Here is a 17,680-nt window from a genome sequence, read left to right as displayed (position 1 = left end):
TTTATTAAAATTCTGAACATTATAAATATATATAATGTTTTTACAATCAATGCTGTAAAAACAATGAAAGGTTGCATTATAAAGACAGGAATAGTACTATAGTATTTGTTAATAACTAGTTGGAGTGATAAAATGGAAGAAAGATTACAAAAATACATGGCAAAGTGTGGAGTAGCATCTCGTAGAAAGTGTGAAGAATTAATAATAAATGGAAGAGTTAAGGTTAATGATGAAGTTATAATTACCCTAGGTGCAAAAGTAATTGAAGGTGTTGATATAGTAAAGCTTGATGATAATATTATTAAGCCTGAAGAAAGAAAAGTTTATATTATGTTAAATAAGCCAGAAGGATACATAACATCTGTTAAAGATGAAAAGGGTAGAGAGACAATTCTTGATATAGTTAAAATAGAAGAACGTATTTATCCTATTGGAAGATTAGATTATGATAGTTCAGGTCTAATACTTTTAACCAATGATGGAGACATTTATAATAAAATCATTCATCCAAGAGTAAAAATAAATAAAAAATATATAGTTTCTTGCAAAGGGGAGTTTTCAAAGGAAGATATTTTTAAATTTGAAATTGGAATTGATATTGGTGGATATATAACTGCACCAGCAAAAATAAAAGTTTTAAATGTTAAAAATAGTAGAGGTTTAAAAGTTTCAACAGTAGAGGTTATAATACATGAAGGAAAGAACAGACAAATTCGTAAGATGTGTTCTGCTTTAAATCATAGTGTTATTACATTAAAAAGAGTAGCTATAGGTGAAATTAAACTACAAGATTTGCAAAAGGGACAATGGAGAGAACTAACAGCTAAAGAATTAGAATACATAAATACGTTATAAAAGGGGATAAGTATGTTTAAATATGTTGGAGAAATTACAGATATAGCTCAAAGCATAATAAAAAATTTCCTTTGTGAAAGGAATATTGCTATTGATGCTACATTAGGAAATGGATATGATTCCGATTTTTTAAGTGAAAACTTTAAAAGTGTATATTCTTTTGATATACAATCTATAGCATGTACTCTATATTTAGAAAAAGAAAAGGATAATGTTAAGGTAATAAACGATTCCCATGATAAATTTGATATATATATAAAAGAAGAAGTAGATTGTATAATGTATAACTTAGGATTTTTACCTGGTGGAAATAAAGAAATTACTACTATTCATTCTACAACTATTGAAAGCTTGAAAATTGGACTATCCCTATTAAAAAAAGGTGGGATAATAACAATATGTATTTACAACGGTCATAATGAAGGTAAAAAAGAGGAAACTTGCATTTTAGAGTTTTTGCAAAACCTTCCTAAAAGTAAATACGGAGTTATGTTACATTCTTATTTAAATAGAAGCAGCGTAGCACCAATCCTAGCTGTAATAGAAAAGAAATAGATTATTTAAAAAGAAAATTATTTACTGATTTAAATATGCAATGAAATATATATTGTATGATTATTCATAAAGTGATAAAATAATACTACTGAAGATATAGTAAAGAAGGGATACGGATGGATAATAATCTAAAAGATAATTCAAAAGATTTAATGAGGTTAATACAATTAAAATTTTCACGTTTAAGCAAAGGTCAAAAATTAATTGCAGAATATATATTAAAAAATTATGATAAAGCTGCTTTTATGACTGCAGCTAAATTAGGTATATCTGTAGGAGTTTCAGAATCTACCGTTGTTAGGTTTGCAAATGAATTGGGTTTTTCTGGATATCCTAAGTTGCAAAAAGCTCTTCAAGAGTTAATTAAGAATAAACTTACTACAGTACAAAGACTAGAACTATCTAATGACTATATAAGTGAAGGATATGCTTTAAAAGGTGTATTAAAAGCTGATATGGAAAATATAAGGTCTACACTTGAAAAGATTAATTACAACACCTTTGAGGATGTTGTAAATAAAATATTTGAAGCAAAAAGAATATATATAATAGGCTTAAGAAGCTCTACTGCTTTAGCAGAGTTTCTAGGATTTTATCTAAATATAATTTTACAAAATGTAAAAACAGTTGGATATGGAATTTCAGATATATTTGAACAAATGATAAATGTTGGAGAAGGAGATTTAGTAATAGGTATTGGATTTCCAAGATATGCATCTAGGACTATAGATGCCCTTGAATTTGCACAAAATAGGGGTGCTGATGTAGTTGCTATAACAGATAGCTTATTATCACCTTTAGCAGCTAGAGCGGATTACTCACTTATTGCTCAAAGTAACATGGCATCATTTGTTGATTCGTTGGTTGCACCTTTATCAGTTATAAATGCATTAATAATCGCAGTAGGAATGAGAGAAAAAGGAAACATAACTACTACTTTTAATAAATTAGAACAAATTTGGAAAGACTATAGCGTTTATTCATATAATAATAGAAATGTTGGAGATGACTAATTTTAAAACTAGTAGATTAAAATCTACTAGTTTTTTTCATAAGTTGAATAAAAATATATTAAATGTTATTATTGAGTGAAATAAAAGCAAAGTTAATAAGGAGCTTAGAAGAAATGAAAAATGTAATTGTTATAGGTGCTGGACCAGCAGGTATGATGGCGGCAATAACTTCTAGTAAAGAAAATAAAGTTATATTATTAGATGGTAATGATAGATTGGGTAAAAAACTATTTATAACTGGTAAAGGACGATGTAATGTAACTAACGCAAAAGATATATCAGATTTTTTTGATTTTATACCAGGAAATCCATATTTTCTTTATAGTGCATTATATACATATACAAATATAGATGTAATAAATTTTTTTAATGAAAATGGTATAAAGTTAAAAACTGAAAGAGGTGGTAGAGTTTTTCCAGAGTCTAATAAATCCTCAGATATAATTAAAGGATTAAATAATGCTTTAATTAATTCTAAAGTTGATATAAGACTAAATAAAAAAGTAACAAATTTAATATGCAAAGAAAATAAACTAATAGGTGTTGAAATTAATGGGGTAGAAAAAATATATGGAGATCATTTTATAATCGCAACAGGCGGTGCATCATATCCTTTAACTGGCTCAAAAGGAGAAGGACAAAAATATGCTAAGAAGCTAGGTCACAATATTATAGAACTTAAACCATCACTTGTTCCGATAGAATTAGATGAAACGTGGATTAAGGATTTAATGGGACTTTCTTTACGAAATATAGAAATTTCTTTAATAGAAAATGGAAGAAAAAAAGCACTGTTTAAAAATCAAGGAGAAATGTTATTTACTCATTTTGGTATATCAGGTCCATTAGTTTTAAGCGCTTCTAGATTTATAAAAAGCAAAACTAATTATACTATAAATTTAGATTTAAAACCTGCACTTACAGATGAAGAGTTAGATAAAAGATTGCAAAAAGATTTTCTTAAATATAAAAATAGAGATTATAAAAATTCATTAGATGATTTATTACCAAAAAAAATTATACCTATAATAATAAAACTATCACTTATCGATGAAAATAAAAAGGTTAATGAAATTACACGAGAAGAAAGAAGAAGATTAATAAAAATAATAAAGGAATTTAAAATGAAAGTTAATGGATTAAGACCTATTGAAGAGGCCATAGTAACGGCTGGTGGAGTTGATACAAAAGAAATAGATCCATCTACAATGAAGTCTAAAATTATCTCTAATTTATCATTTGCAGGAGAAGTTATAGACGTAGATGCATTTACAGGAGGATATAATGTGCAAATTGCATTAGCAACTGGATTTGTTGCTGGTAGTAATATATAATTAAATAGTTAATAAAATTATATATATTATATTTAAGTATGTAAAGGTGTTTTAGGAAGGGGAAAAAATAGTGAAAATATCAGTAGCAATAGATGGTCCAGCAGGGGCTGGAAAAAGTACAATAGCAAAGTTAGTAGCAGAAAAATTTAATCTTATGTATATAAATACAGGAGCTATGTATAGAGCGGTAGCTCTTACCTCTATAAATAGAGGTATTAATGAAGAAAATATTGAAGAAATATGTGACATTATTGATACTATGGATATGAAATTTGAAGATGATGATTTAATCCTTAATGGTGAGAATATTCAATCTAAGATAACATTGCCTGAAATAAGTTCCGTAGTTTCAGCTTATGCAGCTATACCAGAGGTAAGATTAAAATTAGTGAAGTTACAAAGAGAAATGTCAGAAAAGTTTAATGTTATTATGGATGGTAGAGATATTGGAACTGTAGTTTTAAAAGATGCACCATATAAGTTCTTCTTAACAGCTACTCCAGAAGAAAGAGCACAAAGGAGATATAAAGAATTAACAGATAGAAATTTAAAAGTAGATTATAATGAGATACTAAATGATATAATAAAAAGAGATTATTTAGATAGTACTAGAAAAACTGACCCTTTAAAAAAAGCTGATGATGCAATTGAAATAGATACAACTGGACTTAATATTGAAGAAGTAACAAATAAAATAGCTTCATATATAAAATAATATTAAGTTACATTTCTTTAGAAAAGTTATTCTAAATTATCTAAAATATAATATAATTAGAATAGAATTAAATAATCATGTACTAAGGAGAATAAAATGAGAGAAATAATATTAGCAGATAATGCTGGCTTTTGCTTTGGAGTTCAAAGAGCAGTAGAAGAGTCAATTAAGATAAAAAAGAAATATAATAAAAGAATATATACATTAGGACCATTAATACATAATAACGATGTGGTGAAATATTTAGAAGAAAATGATATTTTTGCATTAGATTTAAATAGTATTGACAGTCTTAATGAGGGTGATGTAATTGTAATTAGATCTCATGGAGTATCTCAAAAGGTTGTAGAGAATCTTAAACAAAGAAATTTAGAAGTAATAAATGCAACTTGTCCATATGTTACTAACATACAAAAAAAAGTTAATAAGTATTCTGATTTAGGTTATTCAATTGTTATTTTAGGAGATGAAAATCACCCTGAAGTTGTTGGAATTAATGGATGGTGTAACGATAATGCTATAATTACTTCTGATGGTAACTTTAATAATGAGTTACCTAATAAAATATGTGCAGTATCTCAAACTACAGAAAAAGAAGAAACATGGAAAAAGACTTTAAACAACCTTTCTTCTGAATGCAAGGAACTTTTAGCGTTTAATACCATATGTTCAGCAACTGAAGTTAGACAAAAGAGTGTAGATGAACTTTCTAAAGTTGTTGATGCCATGATAGTTGTAGGTGGGAAAAATAGTTCAAATACAACAAAATTATATCAAATTGCAAAAACAAATTGTATTAATACAATTCATATAGAAAATGCTAAAGAGTTAACAAATGAATTTATTAATAATAATGAATATAATAAAATTGGTGTTACTGCTGGTGCGTCAACACCAGATTGGATTATAAAAGAAGTTATGGATATAATGGAGGGGAAAAATAATATGGAAGATCAATTAAAATTAATGGAAGAAATGGATAGAAGATTTAGAATTGGTGATGAAGTTATCGGGGAAATATTATCAATTGGAAGAGATGAAATTTCAATATCATTAGTAGGATATAAATCAGATGGTGTTATTCCATTTAAAGAATTAACATCAAGTGAAAATTTAGAACTAGCTTTAAATGAAATAAAAGTTGGAGACAATATAAAAGCAAAAGTAATTAAACTTCAAAATGAGGATAAAAATGTAGTTTTATCTAGATTAGAATATGAAAAGAAAGAATCTTTAATAGACCTTAAGAAAATATTTGATGAAAATGCTATATTTACTGTTAAAGTAAAAGATGCTAGAGAAAAAGGATTAGTAGCTTACTTTAAAGGAGTAAGAATATTTATTCCGGCTTCACAGGTTGATATTAAATTTGCAAATGATAGAAGTGATCTTATAGGGAAAGAGTTAGAAGTAAAGTTAATTGATTTTTCTTTAGAAAATCCATCAAAGATTGTTGCATCTAGAAGAACTATATTAGAAGAGGAAAAGAAGATTAAAGAGGATGCAGTTTGGGCAAATATTTCCGTTGGAGATATAGTTAAAGCTGAAATTAAAAGATTTACAAACTTTGGTGCATTTGCTGATGTAAATGGAGTTGATGGTCTTATTCATTTATCACAAATTTCTTGGAGCCATGTTAAATCAGCAGAAAGTGTATTAAAGAAAGGTCAATTAGTAGATGTTAAGGTAATTGATGCGGATAGAGAGTCAAATAAATTATCATTAAGCATTAAAGCATTAACTCCTGAACCTTGGGCAAATGTAAATGAAAAATATCCTGAAGGAACAGCTGTGTTGGGGAAAGTTGTAAGAATAAGTGATTTTGGAGCCTTTGTAGAATTAGAACCTGGAGTAGATGGCTTAGTTCATATATCAAAAATAACTCACGATAGAATTGAAAATCCATCAGATGTTTTAAAAATTGGTGAAGAGATAAAAGCTATAATTCTTTCAGTTGATGGTGAAAATAAAAAAATATCATTAAGCATTAAGGATGCTGAATAAAAATAAATAAATAATAAGTAATTTTATATTATAAGCGTACATATATTTTATTATATGTACGCTTATTTTTATTTTTTTATATCTTATGTTGACCTGACTTGCATGGAAGATTTATACTTATATTACAAGGTCTTGAAGGGGAATGATTGATAGTATGCTAGAAAAACTAACTTTAAATACTATGGATGAATTTAAAGATATATACAATAAAAGTTTAAGAAATGAAAGTTATGATAAAGATTTCTTTAAATTATATGATAGTCAAAATTTTATAATAAAATATTTATATAGAAAGTTTCTAAGACTTATAAAAATAAATAATATAGTTGTAGGATATATTTGGTATGATGCACCTATAGATAAAAATATACGTATATGGGCATTATATATTGATTATAGTATTATTAATGATATAGATGAAGATACATTAAATTCACTTGATAATAGTATTTTAAGCTATGAAGCTTTTGAAACAAACCAAAGTAATATTATTTTAAAAAAACTTGGATTTAAGCCAGTTCGAAATACTATTTTAATGGAATTAAATCTAAATGAGTATAATTTTGATAATAAAATTAGAGATATTTATTTAAACTCTATTAAAAGAATATCAGAAGAATTTAATATGAAAATGAGTAAACCTACATTTCACAGTAGATATTTCTTAAATAACAAAGATGAATCACTAAGATGCTCATTACAAAACGAGATTTTTACAGAATGGAATAGAAAACCATTAACAATAGACGATGTTTATAATGATATTAATCAAGAATATTATTTAGATAATATGAGCTTGTTTGGAATGATAAATAATATTTATATAGGATATGGACAAGTAATTTATAATAGAGATATGTTTACTGTTGTTAATTTTGGTATTATAGAAAAATATAGAGGCTATGGAATAGGAAAACTATTATTAAATGATTTAATTTTACTTTGCAAAAAGAAAGGTTTATCTAAATTATATATTAGAGTTGATGAAGATAATTTATCTGCTAAAAAACTTTATAGATTCATGGGGTTTAAAGATAAATCAAAGGTTATAAAATGGGAAAGAAGATAAAAATGAGTGATTTAAGTTACTCATTTTTTTATATAACTATTTAAATATCTTATAATATTTATTATAATGTTATAAGAATAGAAACTTAAAGAAAAAGGAGAATAGTATGAGCGATAATAATCAATTAAAATATTACATAGAAACTTGGGGTTGTCAGATGAATGAAGAGGATTCTGAAAAGTTATCTGGTATGTTAAAAAGAATAGGATATACAAAAACAGAAGTTATTGAAGAAGCTGGAATAATAATATATAACACTTGTTGTGTACGTGAAAATGCAGAAAATAAAGTTTTTGGTAATTTAGGACAACTAAAAGGAATGAAAAGAAAAAATCCAGATTTAATTATTGCTATTTGTGGATGTATGATGCAACAAGAAGGAATGGCTGATAAAATACTAAATAAATTCCCGTATGTCAATATAATATTTGGAACACATAATTCATATAAATTTCCTGAATACTTAAATAGAGTTAGAACAGAGGGAGTACAAGTTAAAGAAATATTCAACAAAGAAACAGAAATAGTTGAAGGCGTTCCTATAGATAGAAAAAGTGATGTAAAAGCTTTTGTTACAATAATGTATGGATGTAATAACTTCTGTACATATTGTGTTGTACCTTATGTAAGAGGAAGAGAAAGAAGTAGAAAATCTGACGATATAGTTAATGAAATTAAAGAACTTATAGCAACTGGATATAAGGAAATAACTTTATTAGGTCAAAATGTAAATTCATACGGTAAAGGCCTAGAAGAAGATATTGATTTCGCAAAATTACTTAGAAAGATAAATGAAATTGATGGATTAGAAAGAATTAGATTTATGACTTCTCATCCTAAAGATTTAAATAAAGATGTTGTAATGGCTATTAAAGAATGTGATAAATTATGTGAACAAGTTCATCTTCCAGTTCAAAGTGGATCAAATAGAATATTAAAGAAAATGAATAGACATTATACAAGAGAAGATTATTTAGAACTTGTTAAAATGATAAAAGAAGAAATACCTGAAGTTACCTTAACAACTGATTTAATTGTAGGATTCCCTGGAGAAACTGAGGAGGATTTTATAGATACATTAAATTTAGTTAAGGAAGTTGGTTATTCATCTGCATTTACATTTATTTATTCTAGAAGAAATAATACACCAGCAGATATGATGCCAAATCAAATAAGTGATGAAGATAAGCATCATAGATTTAATAGACTTATAGATGCTGTAAATGAAAGTGTAATTAAAGGAAATAAAGGATATGAAAATAAAGTAGTAGAAGTACTTGTTGAAGGATTAAGTAAGAACGACGAAACTAAATTTACAGGAAGAACTAGAAACGGAAGATTAGTTAATTTCACTGGAAAGGGAATTAAAGCTGGTGATTTAGTAAATGTTAAAATTACAAGAGCTCAACCATTTTCATTAATTGGTGAAGCTTTATAAATTAAAAATTATATTAATTGTATAAGAGCAGGTATAAAACCTGCTCTTATTATATTTCAAATAATTTTATTGGGATTAATGGAAATAAAAATCTATTAAAATAATTTAATTTAAATTGTATAATATTTTTATTAGTAACAAAGGGGTGGAAAAGTTGTGTACGATTTTCTTAAAGATATTAAGATAGGAGAGTTTACAACATACTTTTCAAAATTTAAAAATAATGAAAAGTATCAATCTATATTTATAAAGGAAAGCTATAAAAATATAGACTATATTAAAAAAAACTTATCTATAAGTATGAAAGCTAATATATATAGGAAAAATGGACAAGTAATATTATTAGTACTTATTAAATTAGCTGATAGTGATAAACTTATTTATGGAAGATGGTTTGATTATACTTTACACAGAGAATGTTTGGAAATGATTTTATTTCAACATGAAATTCCAATAATTTTTGTTGGAGAAGAAGGAGAAATTCTATTTACAGCTTGGACTTATAATGATTTAAAGCCAATTATTTTAGAGTATATTAAGATTTTAAATAATGAATTAAAATCTAGTAATAAATTTTATGAATATATTAATGATTTTGAAAGTAATAGTAAAAGTATTACTCTTCTTTGGAAGGAATCATAACAACATTTAAGAAGTGGTAAATATCACTTCTTTTTGTTATAATTAAGGGATAATTAATAATAAGAGGTTTAAAATGATAAAGCAAATTTTACTAGAGAACTTTAATAAGAATACAACTGGGAAAAAATTAATTAGTGGTAAGCGTGTCTATAATAATGACTTAGTTTCTAATATAGATATTGCTATAAAAAATGAAATTATAAATATTAATTCAAAAGTTATATCGGAAAATTTTTTTAGTGAATATATTAGTAAAATAGAAATAGATAATAGAAGTAAAGAAATTTTGTCTACTTATTGTACTTGTATTGATTATGAAAAAAATGAGTTTAAAAAAAATAACTATTTCTGTAAACATTTAGTTGCTGTTTTTTATAAATTTATTTATGATTTAGAAAATAATAAAGATATTTTAAATAAATTAGATGTATATGTAAAAAATAGTTCAGTTTTTAAAAAAGATACTAATGGGATTCTTGATTTATTATTGAAAGATAGAAGTGATTTCAAAGAAATTAAATTTGAAGTATATATTAATAGGCAGGTATGGAGTAATAAAATACTAGTTGAGTTTAAAATAGGATTAAAAGGTATGAATTCTAGTAAACTTTATGTATTGAAGGATATAAATCAATTTCTTACATGCTATGAAAATAAAATACCTATAAAATATGGTAAAGACTTTACTTTTGATATAAATAATCAAATTTTAAATACAAAGGATTTACGTATTATAGATTTTATATTACAAGTAAAATCATTAGAATTAAGCAATTCTTCCTTTATTAGAAGACAAGATAAATATATTGATGGAAAAACTTTAATTATTCCTAAATATATGGTAAGACAGTTTTTTGAAATAGTAAAAATACATAGAGTTTATTTAAATGAAGGTTTTTTTTATAGACCTATAGAAACAGAAATATTATTTGATTCTCCTGCTTTAGATTTTAATTTAAAAAATATAAATGATGAATACATTTTTTCTATATTAAGCGGATTACCAGAAGTATTAAGCGATAATAAAGATGTATTTCTTTATGGGAGTAATATATATTTACCTAATTATGATTATTGTTATAAGATACAAAATTATTTAAATATTTTTGATAAGGTAAAAAGCATTACATTTAATAAAAACGATGAAATAAGAATACTTACAAAATTAATACCTGAAATCTCTTTACTTTCCAGTAATATATCTCTTTCAAAAAATATAAAAAATAAGATAGTTACTGAGGATGTAGTATTTAATTTTTATTTTGATAAGATAAATAATAATATTACATTGATACTTAAAGTATTATATGGAAAATATTAATTTAATATATTTGATACTTATGAAGAGAAAATAATATATAGAGATACTAAAAAAGAAGATGATGTTATTTCAAAACTTAGAGCATTAGGATTCGACCATTCAGATGGGGTATTTTATTTGTTTATGAGTGATGATTATATTTTTAAGTTTTTCAAATATGAAATAGATAAATTACAGGAATTGGGTTCGGTTTATTATTCTGAAAACTTTAAAATAATTAAAAAGATAACATCTAGAAGTATTAAAGGGAATATTACATCTGGAAAATATGATTATTTTAAATTAGATTTTAAAATAGATGGAATATCGGACTATGAAATAAAAAATATACTTAAAGCTTTTAGAGATAATCTTAAATATTTTAAACTTGAAAATGGTGAATTCTTAGATTTAGAAGAAATAGAATTAACTAATTTCTTAAAACTCATTGATATTTCAGCAGACGATGTAAACTTAGAATCTTGCTATTTTAATTTTCATAAAAGTAAAGCTCCATTTATAGATTATTATTTAGAAGAAAATAAAATAAGATACATAAAAGGAAAAAAAGAATTATCAACTATAAAAGATAAGTTTAAAAAGATAAATAGCAGCAAATTTGATGTTCCTAATTTACACTCTGCAGAATTGAGAGAATATCAAAAAATAGGGTATAATTGGCTTAAAACATTAGATTATCTAGGATTTGGTGGAATACTTGGAGATGAGATGGGGCTTGGAAAAACAATTCAAATGATAGCTTTTTTATTATCTAATAAATTTTCAAAAAGTCTTATTATTGCACCAACATCATTAATATACAATTGGGCTAAAGAGATAGAAACTTTTGCACCTAGTATAAAATTTAATGTAGTCAGTGGAAATAAAGAAGAGCGAGAAAGTGTAATACAAAACTTAGAAAATTATGATGTTATAATTACAACGTATAATTTATTAAAAAGAGATATTGAATTATATAAAGAAATAAATTTTAATTATTGTATATTAGATGAAGCTCAATATATAAAAAATCATACTTCACAAAATGCGATATCAGCAAAAATGATTAATGCTAATGTAAGATTTGCTTTAACGGGAACTCCTTTAGAAAATTCTCTAATGGATTTATGGTCAATTTTTGATTTTATAATGCCTGGATATTTATATGATGATAAAAGATTTAGTGTTAGATATCATAAAAAATTAAAAGAAAGTCCTGAAGTAATAAGTGAATTAAATCAGTTAACAAAGCCATTTATATTAAGAAGATATAAAAAAGGTGTTATTAAAGAATTACCTTGTAAAATTGAGAAACAGTTAATTGTATCAATGTCTAAAGAACAAGAAAAAATTTATTCTATTTATAATGAATATGTAAAAGATCTTATATCTAAAAAGATAAAGGATGATGAGTTTATAAAAAGTAAAATTGAGATCTTATCATATATAACAAAACTAAGACAAATTTGTTTAGATACAAGTGTTGTTTATAATGATTTTAACGGAGAAAGTGGAAAAGTTTTAGCTTTAATTGAACTTCTTCATCAAAGTATTGAAGAAGGACATAAAATATTAGTCTTTTCTCAATTTACATCTATCTTAAAAAATATAGCTAATAAATTACAATATGAAGATATATCTTATAACTATTTAGATGGTTCAATTTCCTCAGAAAAAAGAATGCAATTAGTAAATGAATTTAACAATGGAAATACTCCTGTATTTCTTATAAGTCTAAAAACTGGAGGAACAGGGCTTAATTTAACTAGTGCAGATGTAGTAATACATTTTGATCCTTGGTGGAATCCAGCTGTTGAGGATCAAGCTACAGATAGGGCTCATAGATTTGGTCAAAAGAATGTTGTAGAAGTAATTAAATTAATAGCAAAGGGGTCTATAGAAGAGAAAATAGTTGAATTGCAGTCTGAAAAAAGAAAATTAATTGATAAAGTAATAGATAATGAAGAAAATTTTAAATTAATTAATGAATTAAAAGAGGATGAATTATTAAAACTATTTGATTTCTAGTTAATAAATATATATAGATTATTAAAATATTATTATATGGAGGAAATAAAATGGGATTAACACCGATGATGAAACAATATTTTGAAATAAAAGAAAATTACAATGATTGTATTGTATTTTTTAGATTAGGTGATTTTTATGAAATGTTCTTTGAAGATGCTAAAACAGCATCTAGAGAACTTGAGCTAGTATTAACAGGAAGAGACTGTGGAATGGATGAAAGAGCCCCTATGTGTGGAATACCATTTCATGCATCATCATCATATATATCTAGATTAGTTGCAAAAGGATATAAAGTAGCTATATGTGAACAAGTGGAGGATGTATCTGCTTCTAAAGGTATTGTAAAAAGAGATGTTATAAAGGTTATAACTCCAGGAACATTTGTAGATAAAAATGGAGATTCAGAATATAGAAATACTTACGTAATGTCTATTATAGAAAGTAATGGAGAATTTGGTATTGCTTCTTCAGATATATCAACAGGTGAGTTTAAAACAACATCATTTTCTAATATTATTTCAACTTTATTAGATGAAATAACTAAAATTTCACCTAAAGAACTATTAGTAGATGAATTTTTAAGTGATGAGGTATTAAGTGAAATTAAATCTATATCACAAGCCCTTATAACTAAAAGAGACTTTAAGAGTTTTAAGTGCAGTACTAAGGAATTAATAGATCAATTTAGTGAGATTGAGATTAATATATTGACAGAAATCTCAAAGAGTGCCTCTTCATCTTTACTTAAGTATATATATGAAACTCAAAAAATGAACTTAAGTAATATAAATCTTTTAGAATATTATAATATAATTAATTATATGACAATAGATGGTAACTCAAGAAGAAATTTAGAACTTACAGAAACTTTAAAAGAAAAATCAAAAAAAGGAAGTCTTATATGGGTTCTAGATAAGACTACAACCTCAATGGGAGGAAGGGCATTAAGGAAATGGATAGAAGAGCCTTTAATTATAAAAAGTGAAATAGAAAAGAGATTATCTGGAGTTGAGGAATTATATAATAATATATATTTTAATGAAGATTTAAGAAGTCTTTTAAAGGATATATATGATATAGAAAGAATCGTAGGTAAAATATCTAATAAAAATGCTAATGCAAAGGACTTAGTATCTCTAAGATCATCAATAGAAAAAATTCCATCTATTAAAAATCAGTTAAGTAATTGTAAGTCACCATTGCTTAATAGTTGGTATAAAGAGCTTGATGAATTAACTGATATTAAAGAACTTCTTTTAGAATCATTGCTAGATGACCCATCAATATCTTTAAAAGAAGGAAATATCATAAGAGATGGCTATAATTTAGAAGTTGATGAATTAAGAACCGCTAAACTTCATGGAAAAGAGTGGATATCAGCATTAGAAAATAGGGAAAGAGATTTTACAGGAATTAGATCTTTAAAGGTAGGTTATAATAAAGTATTTGGTTATTATATAGAAATATCAAAAGCTAATTATAGTTCTATTCCAGAAGGCAGATATATAAGGAAACAAACCTTAGCTAATGCAGAAAGATTTATCACACAAGAATTAAAGGAAATGGAAGATAAAATTCTTGGAGCAGAAGAAAAACTTATTTCTATTGAGTATGATTTATTTATATTAATAAGAGAAAAAGTAGAAATGGAAGTAAGCAGATTAAAGCATAGTGCCAGAATAATAGGAAATCTAGATGCATTAACAACTTTAGCTATAGTAGCTGTTGAAAATGACTATAGTAAGCCTAATATAAATGAAGATGGATTAATAGATATAAAAGATGGTAGACATCCAGTTGTAGAAAAAGTCATTGAAAAAGGTGCTTTTGTATCTAATGATACTAAATTAAATCAGTATGATAATCAAATGTTATTAATTACAGGACCTAATATGGCAGGGAAGTCCACATATATGAGACAGGTTGCATTAATTACGCTTATGGCTCAAATAGGATCATTTGTACCTGCAAGGGATGCTAATATTTCTATTTGCGATAAGATATTTACACGTATAGGTGCTTCAGATGACTTAGCTGGTGGAAAATCTACATTCATGGTTGAAATGTGGGAAGTTTCTAATATATTAAAAAATGCAACATCTAAAAGCCTAGTATTATTAGATGAAGTTGGTAGAGGAACTTCTACATATGATGGACTTAGTATTGCTTGGTCTGTAATAGAGCATATTTCAACTAATGAAAAGCTTAAATGCAAAACATTATTTGCTACACACTATCATGAATTAACAAAACTAGAAGGTGTAATAGAAGGTGTTAAAAACTATTCTGTCGCAGTAAGTGAAGTAGATGATAAAGTTATTTTTTTAAGAAAAATAGTTGAGGGTGGAGCAGATCAATCTTATGGTATTGAAGTTGCTAAGTTAGCAGGCTTACCTAAAGATGTAATTAGTAGAGCAAAAGAAATACTAGAATCTTTAGAAACTGATTATAGCTTAGATAAAAGCACTAATACAAACAAAGTAGATTCATCCTATAAAAAGGAAATAGCATTAACCATTGAGGAGGATAAAAAAGTATTATTAAAAGAAAAACCTAAAGATATAAATTACCAAATGGATTTTACTATGCTAGCAAAGGATTCTTTAATTAATGATATATCATCTGTTGATATTTTATCATTAACTCCTATGGATGCTATGAATACATTGTATAAATTAGTATCAGAGGCAAAAAAGCTTAAATAATTGAGGTGATAAATTGAAACGAATTAATATATTAGATGAACATACTTCAAATAAAATAGCAGCTGGAGAAGTGGTTGAGCGTCCTTCTTCTGTAGTAAAGGAGCTTATTGAAAACTCAATTGATGCAGAGTCTAAAAATATAACTATTGAAATAGAAGATGGCGGGTTAGCTTTAATAAGGGTTATTGATGACGGATACGGAATACATAGTGAAGATATTAAAAAAGCCTTTTTACCTCATGCTACGTCAAAAATTAATTCAGTAGAGGATATATATTCTATTAGTACATTAGGTTTTAGGGGGGAAGCTCTTCCATCAATAGCTTCAGTTTCTAAAGTCCTATTAAAAAGTAAAGTAAATAATTGTGATATTGGTTCAGAAATACTAGTTGAAGGTGGAAATATTAAAGAAATAAGAGAAATTGGTATGAATACAGGAAGTATTATAGAAGTTAAAGACCTATTTTATAATGTTCCTGCAAGAAAAAAATTTTTAAAAACATCCTCAAGAGAAAGTGCTTTGATTAACGACATAGTAACTAGAATAGCATTATCTAATCCAAGTATTTCTTTTAAACTATATAATAATAGTAAGAAAGTATTACACACATATGGTAATAATAATCTAGGTGATGTAATAAGAACCATTTACGGGAAAAATATTAGTGAAAATTTAATTTATTTCAGTTCAAATGAAGATAATATTTCTATATATGGTTATATAGGCAAAGAGGAAATATCAAGAGGCTCTAGAAATAATCAAAGTATATTTATAAATAATAGATATGTCAAAAATAAAACCATTGTTGTAGCTATAGAAAATGCTTTTAAATCTTTTGCTACGGTAAATAAATTTCCCTTCTTTGTTTTATTTATAAATATATATCCTGAGTTTATTGATGTTAATATTCATCCAACAAAAGCAGAAATAAAATTTAAAGAAGATAGAGTTATATTTAAAAAAGTATTTGATACGGTACATAAAGCTTTTAAAAATGAAGTTTTTAATGAATTTTATGTACCAGAAGAAACTATTAATAAAAATGAAAGTGAACAGTTAGAAAAAATTTCATTTAACATTGAATTTAATGACTTTATTAATAAAAATAATTCCTCTACATATTCAAAAATCAACAAGGAAGAGGCTACTCTAAAATATCTGGATGGAATCACACTTGATGAAGTTAAAGCAGAGGAAGACCTTTATAATAAATTAAGATCTATGAAAGAGAACGGAGAAATACTATTAAAAGAAGATACTTTTAATAGTATTGGAACTAAAGAGATATATAAGACTAAAAAAATAGATTATAGTAATTTAAAAGAAAATAAAGAAGTATATAATAACCTAAAATTAAAAGAAAATTGTTGTTTAAACAATAATAACAATGAGTATAAAACAGATGTAGTATTAGATAAAATAGCTAAGTTTCCAGAATTAAAGGTTATCGGTCAGTTTAATAAAACTTATATACTTGCAGAGTACGAATCTATTCTCTATATAATAGATCAACATGCTGCTCATGAAAAAATATTATTTGAAAAATATTTAAATGAAATTGATAACTCAAATATTATAATTCAACCTGTACTTATTCCAACTTTAATAGAGCTTACAGTAGATGATTTATGTTACTACGAGGAAAATATAGAAATATTTAAATCGGCAGGATTTAAAGTTGAATCTTTTGGTGGAAATACTCTAGCATTAAAAGAGGTACCTTATTTCTTAGGTAAATTAGATTCAAAAAATTTATTCTTAAGTATTATTGAAAATCTTAAGTCTTTAGGGAGCGGAAAAACATCAGAGGTTAAGCTTGGAAAGGTTGCATCTCTTGCTTGTAAAGCAGCAGTAAAGGCTAATGATACGTTATCTGAAATTGAAATGTATAAACTTATTGAACAGTTAAGATATATTGAAGATCCTTTCCATTGTCCACATGGAAGACCAGTGATAATAAAATTTACAGATTATGAATTAGACAAAAAATTTAGAAGAATAGTATAATAACTTATATT

11 protein-coding genes and 1 pseudogene are annotated in these 17,680 nt (G+C 25.6%); all 12 read left to right on the top strand.

Annotated features, from left to right (window positions below; all coding sequences use genetic code 11):
- The first annotated feature begins 132 nt into the window (after positions 1-132).
- The 12 genes and pseudogenes from ACYQ1T_RS14080 (at position 133) to mutL (ending at position 17,669) form a co-directional block, all read left to right on the top strand.
- Positions 133-855 (top strand): pseudouridine synthase, encoded by a 723-nt coding sequence (locus ACYQ1T_RS14080; protein ID WP_459835926.1) that lies wholly within the window; start codon positions 133-135, stop codon positions 853-855.
- Between the two features lie 12 nt (positions 856-867).
- Positions 868-1,410 carry a tRNA 5-(aminomethyl)-2-thiouridylate-methyltransferase MnmM gene (gene mnmM / locus ACYQ1T_RS14075; RefSeq protein ID WP_459835923.1) on the top strand — a complete coding sequence of 181 codons (543 nt, stop codon included), beginning with the start codon at positions 868-870 and terminating at the stop codon, positions 1,408-1,410.
- 116 nt (positions 1,411-1,526) lie between these two features.
- Positions 1,527-2,423, top strand: coding sequence for a MurR/RpiR family transcriptional regulator (locus tag ACYQ1T_RS14070; protein ID WP_459835921.1), 897 nt, complete (start codon positions 1,527-1,529; stop codon positions 2,421-2,423).
- A gap of 113 nt (positions 2,424-2,536) precedes the next feature.
- Entirely contained in the window at positions 2,537-3,757 is a 1,221-nt protein-coding gene (locus ACYQ1T_RS14065) for a BaiN/RdsA family NAD(P)/FAD-dependent oxidoreductase (RefSeq protein ID WP_459835919.1), read from the top strand.
- 70 nt (positions 3,758-3,827) lie between these two features.
- Complete coding sequence (gene cmk, locus ACYQ1T_RS14060) at positions 3,828-4,472, top strand: (d)CMP kinase (protein WP_459835917.1); 645 nt, start codon at positions 3,828-3,830, stop codon at positions 4,470-4,472.
- 96 nt (positions 4,473-4,568) lie between these two features.
- Positions 4,569-6,476 carry a bifunctional 4-hydroxy-3-methylbut-2-enyl diphosphate reductase/30S ribosomal protein S1 gene (locus ACYQ1T_RS14055; protein WP_459835915.1) on the top strand — a complete coding sequence of 636 codons (1,908 nt, stop codon included), beginning with the start codon at positions 4,569-4,571 and terminating at the stop codon, positions 6,474-6,476.
- A gap of 154 nt (positions 6,477-6,630) precedes the next feature.
- Positions 6,631-7,545, top strand: a complete 915-nt coding sequence (locus ACYQ1T_RS14050; protein WP_459835913.1) for a GNAT family N-acetyltransferase — start codon at positions 6,631-6,633, stop codon at positions 7,543-7,545.
- Positions 7,546-7,651: 106 nt separating this feature from the next.
- A complete protein-coding gene (gene miaB / locus ACYQ1T_RS14045) occupies positions 7,652-8,983 on the top strand; it encodes a tRNA (N6-isopentenyl adenosine(37)-C2)-methylthiotransferase MiaB (RefSeq protein WP_459835910.1) in 1,332 nt (443 codons plus the stop codon).
- A gap of 156 nt (positions 8,984-9,139) precedes the next feature.
- A complete protein-coding gene (locus ACYQ1T_RS14040) occupies positions 9,140-9,625 on the top strand; it encodes a hypothetical protein (RefSeq protein ID WP_459835908.1) in 486 nt (161 codons plus the stop codon).
- 73 nt (positions 9,626-9,698) lie between these two features.
- Positions 9,699-12,953, top strand: a pseudogene (locus tag ACYQ1T_RS14035) (DEAD/DEAH box helicase).
- Between the two features lie 50 nt (positions 12,954-13,003).
- Complete coding sequence (gene mutS / locus ACYQ1T_RS14030; protein WP_459835906.1) at positions 13,004-15,661, top strand: DNA mismatch repair protein MutS; 2,658 nt, start codon at positions 13,004-13,006, stop codon at positions 15,659-15,661.
- Between the two features lie 13 nt (positions 15,662-15,674).
- Entirely contained in the window at positions 15,675-17,669 is a 1,995-nt protein-coding gene (mutL, locus tag ACYQ1T_RS14025; protein WP_459835904.1) for a DNA mismatch repair endonuclease MutL, read from the top strand.
- Positions 17,670-17,680: the final 11 nt, after the last annotated feature.

Source organism: Clostridium carnis (assembly GCF_054657435.1).
This window is presented reverse-complemented; position numbering and strand designations above follow the sequence as displayed.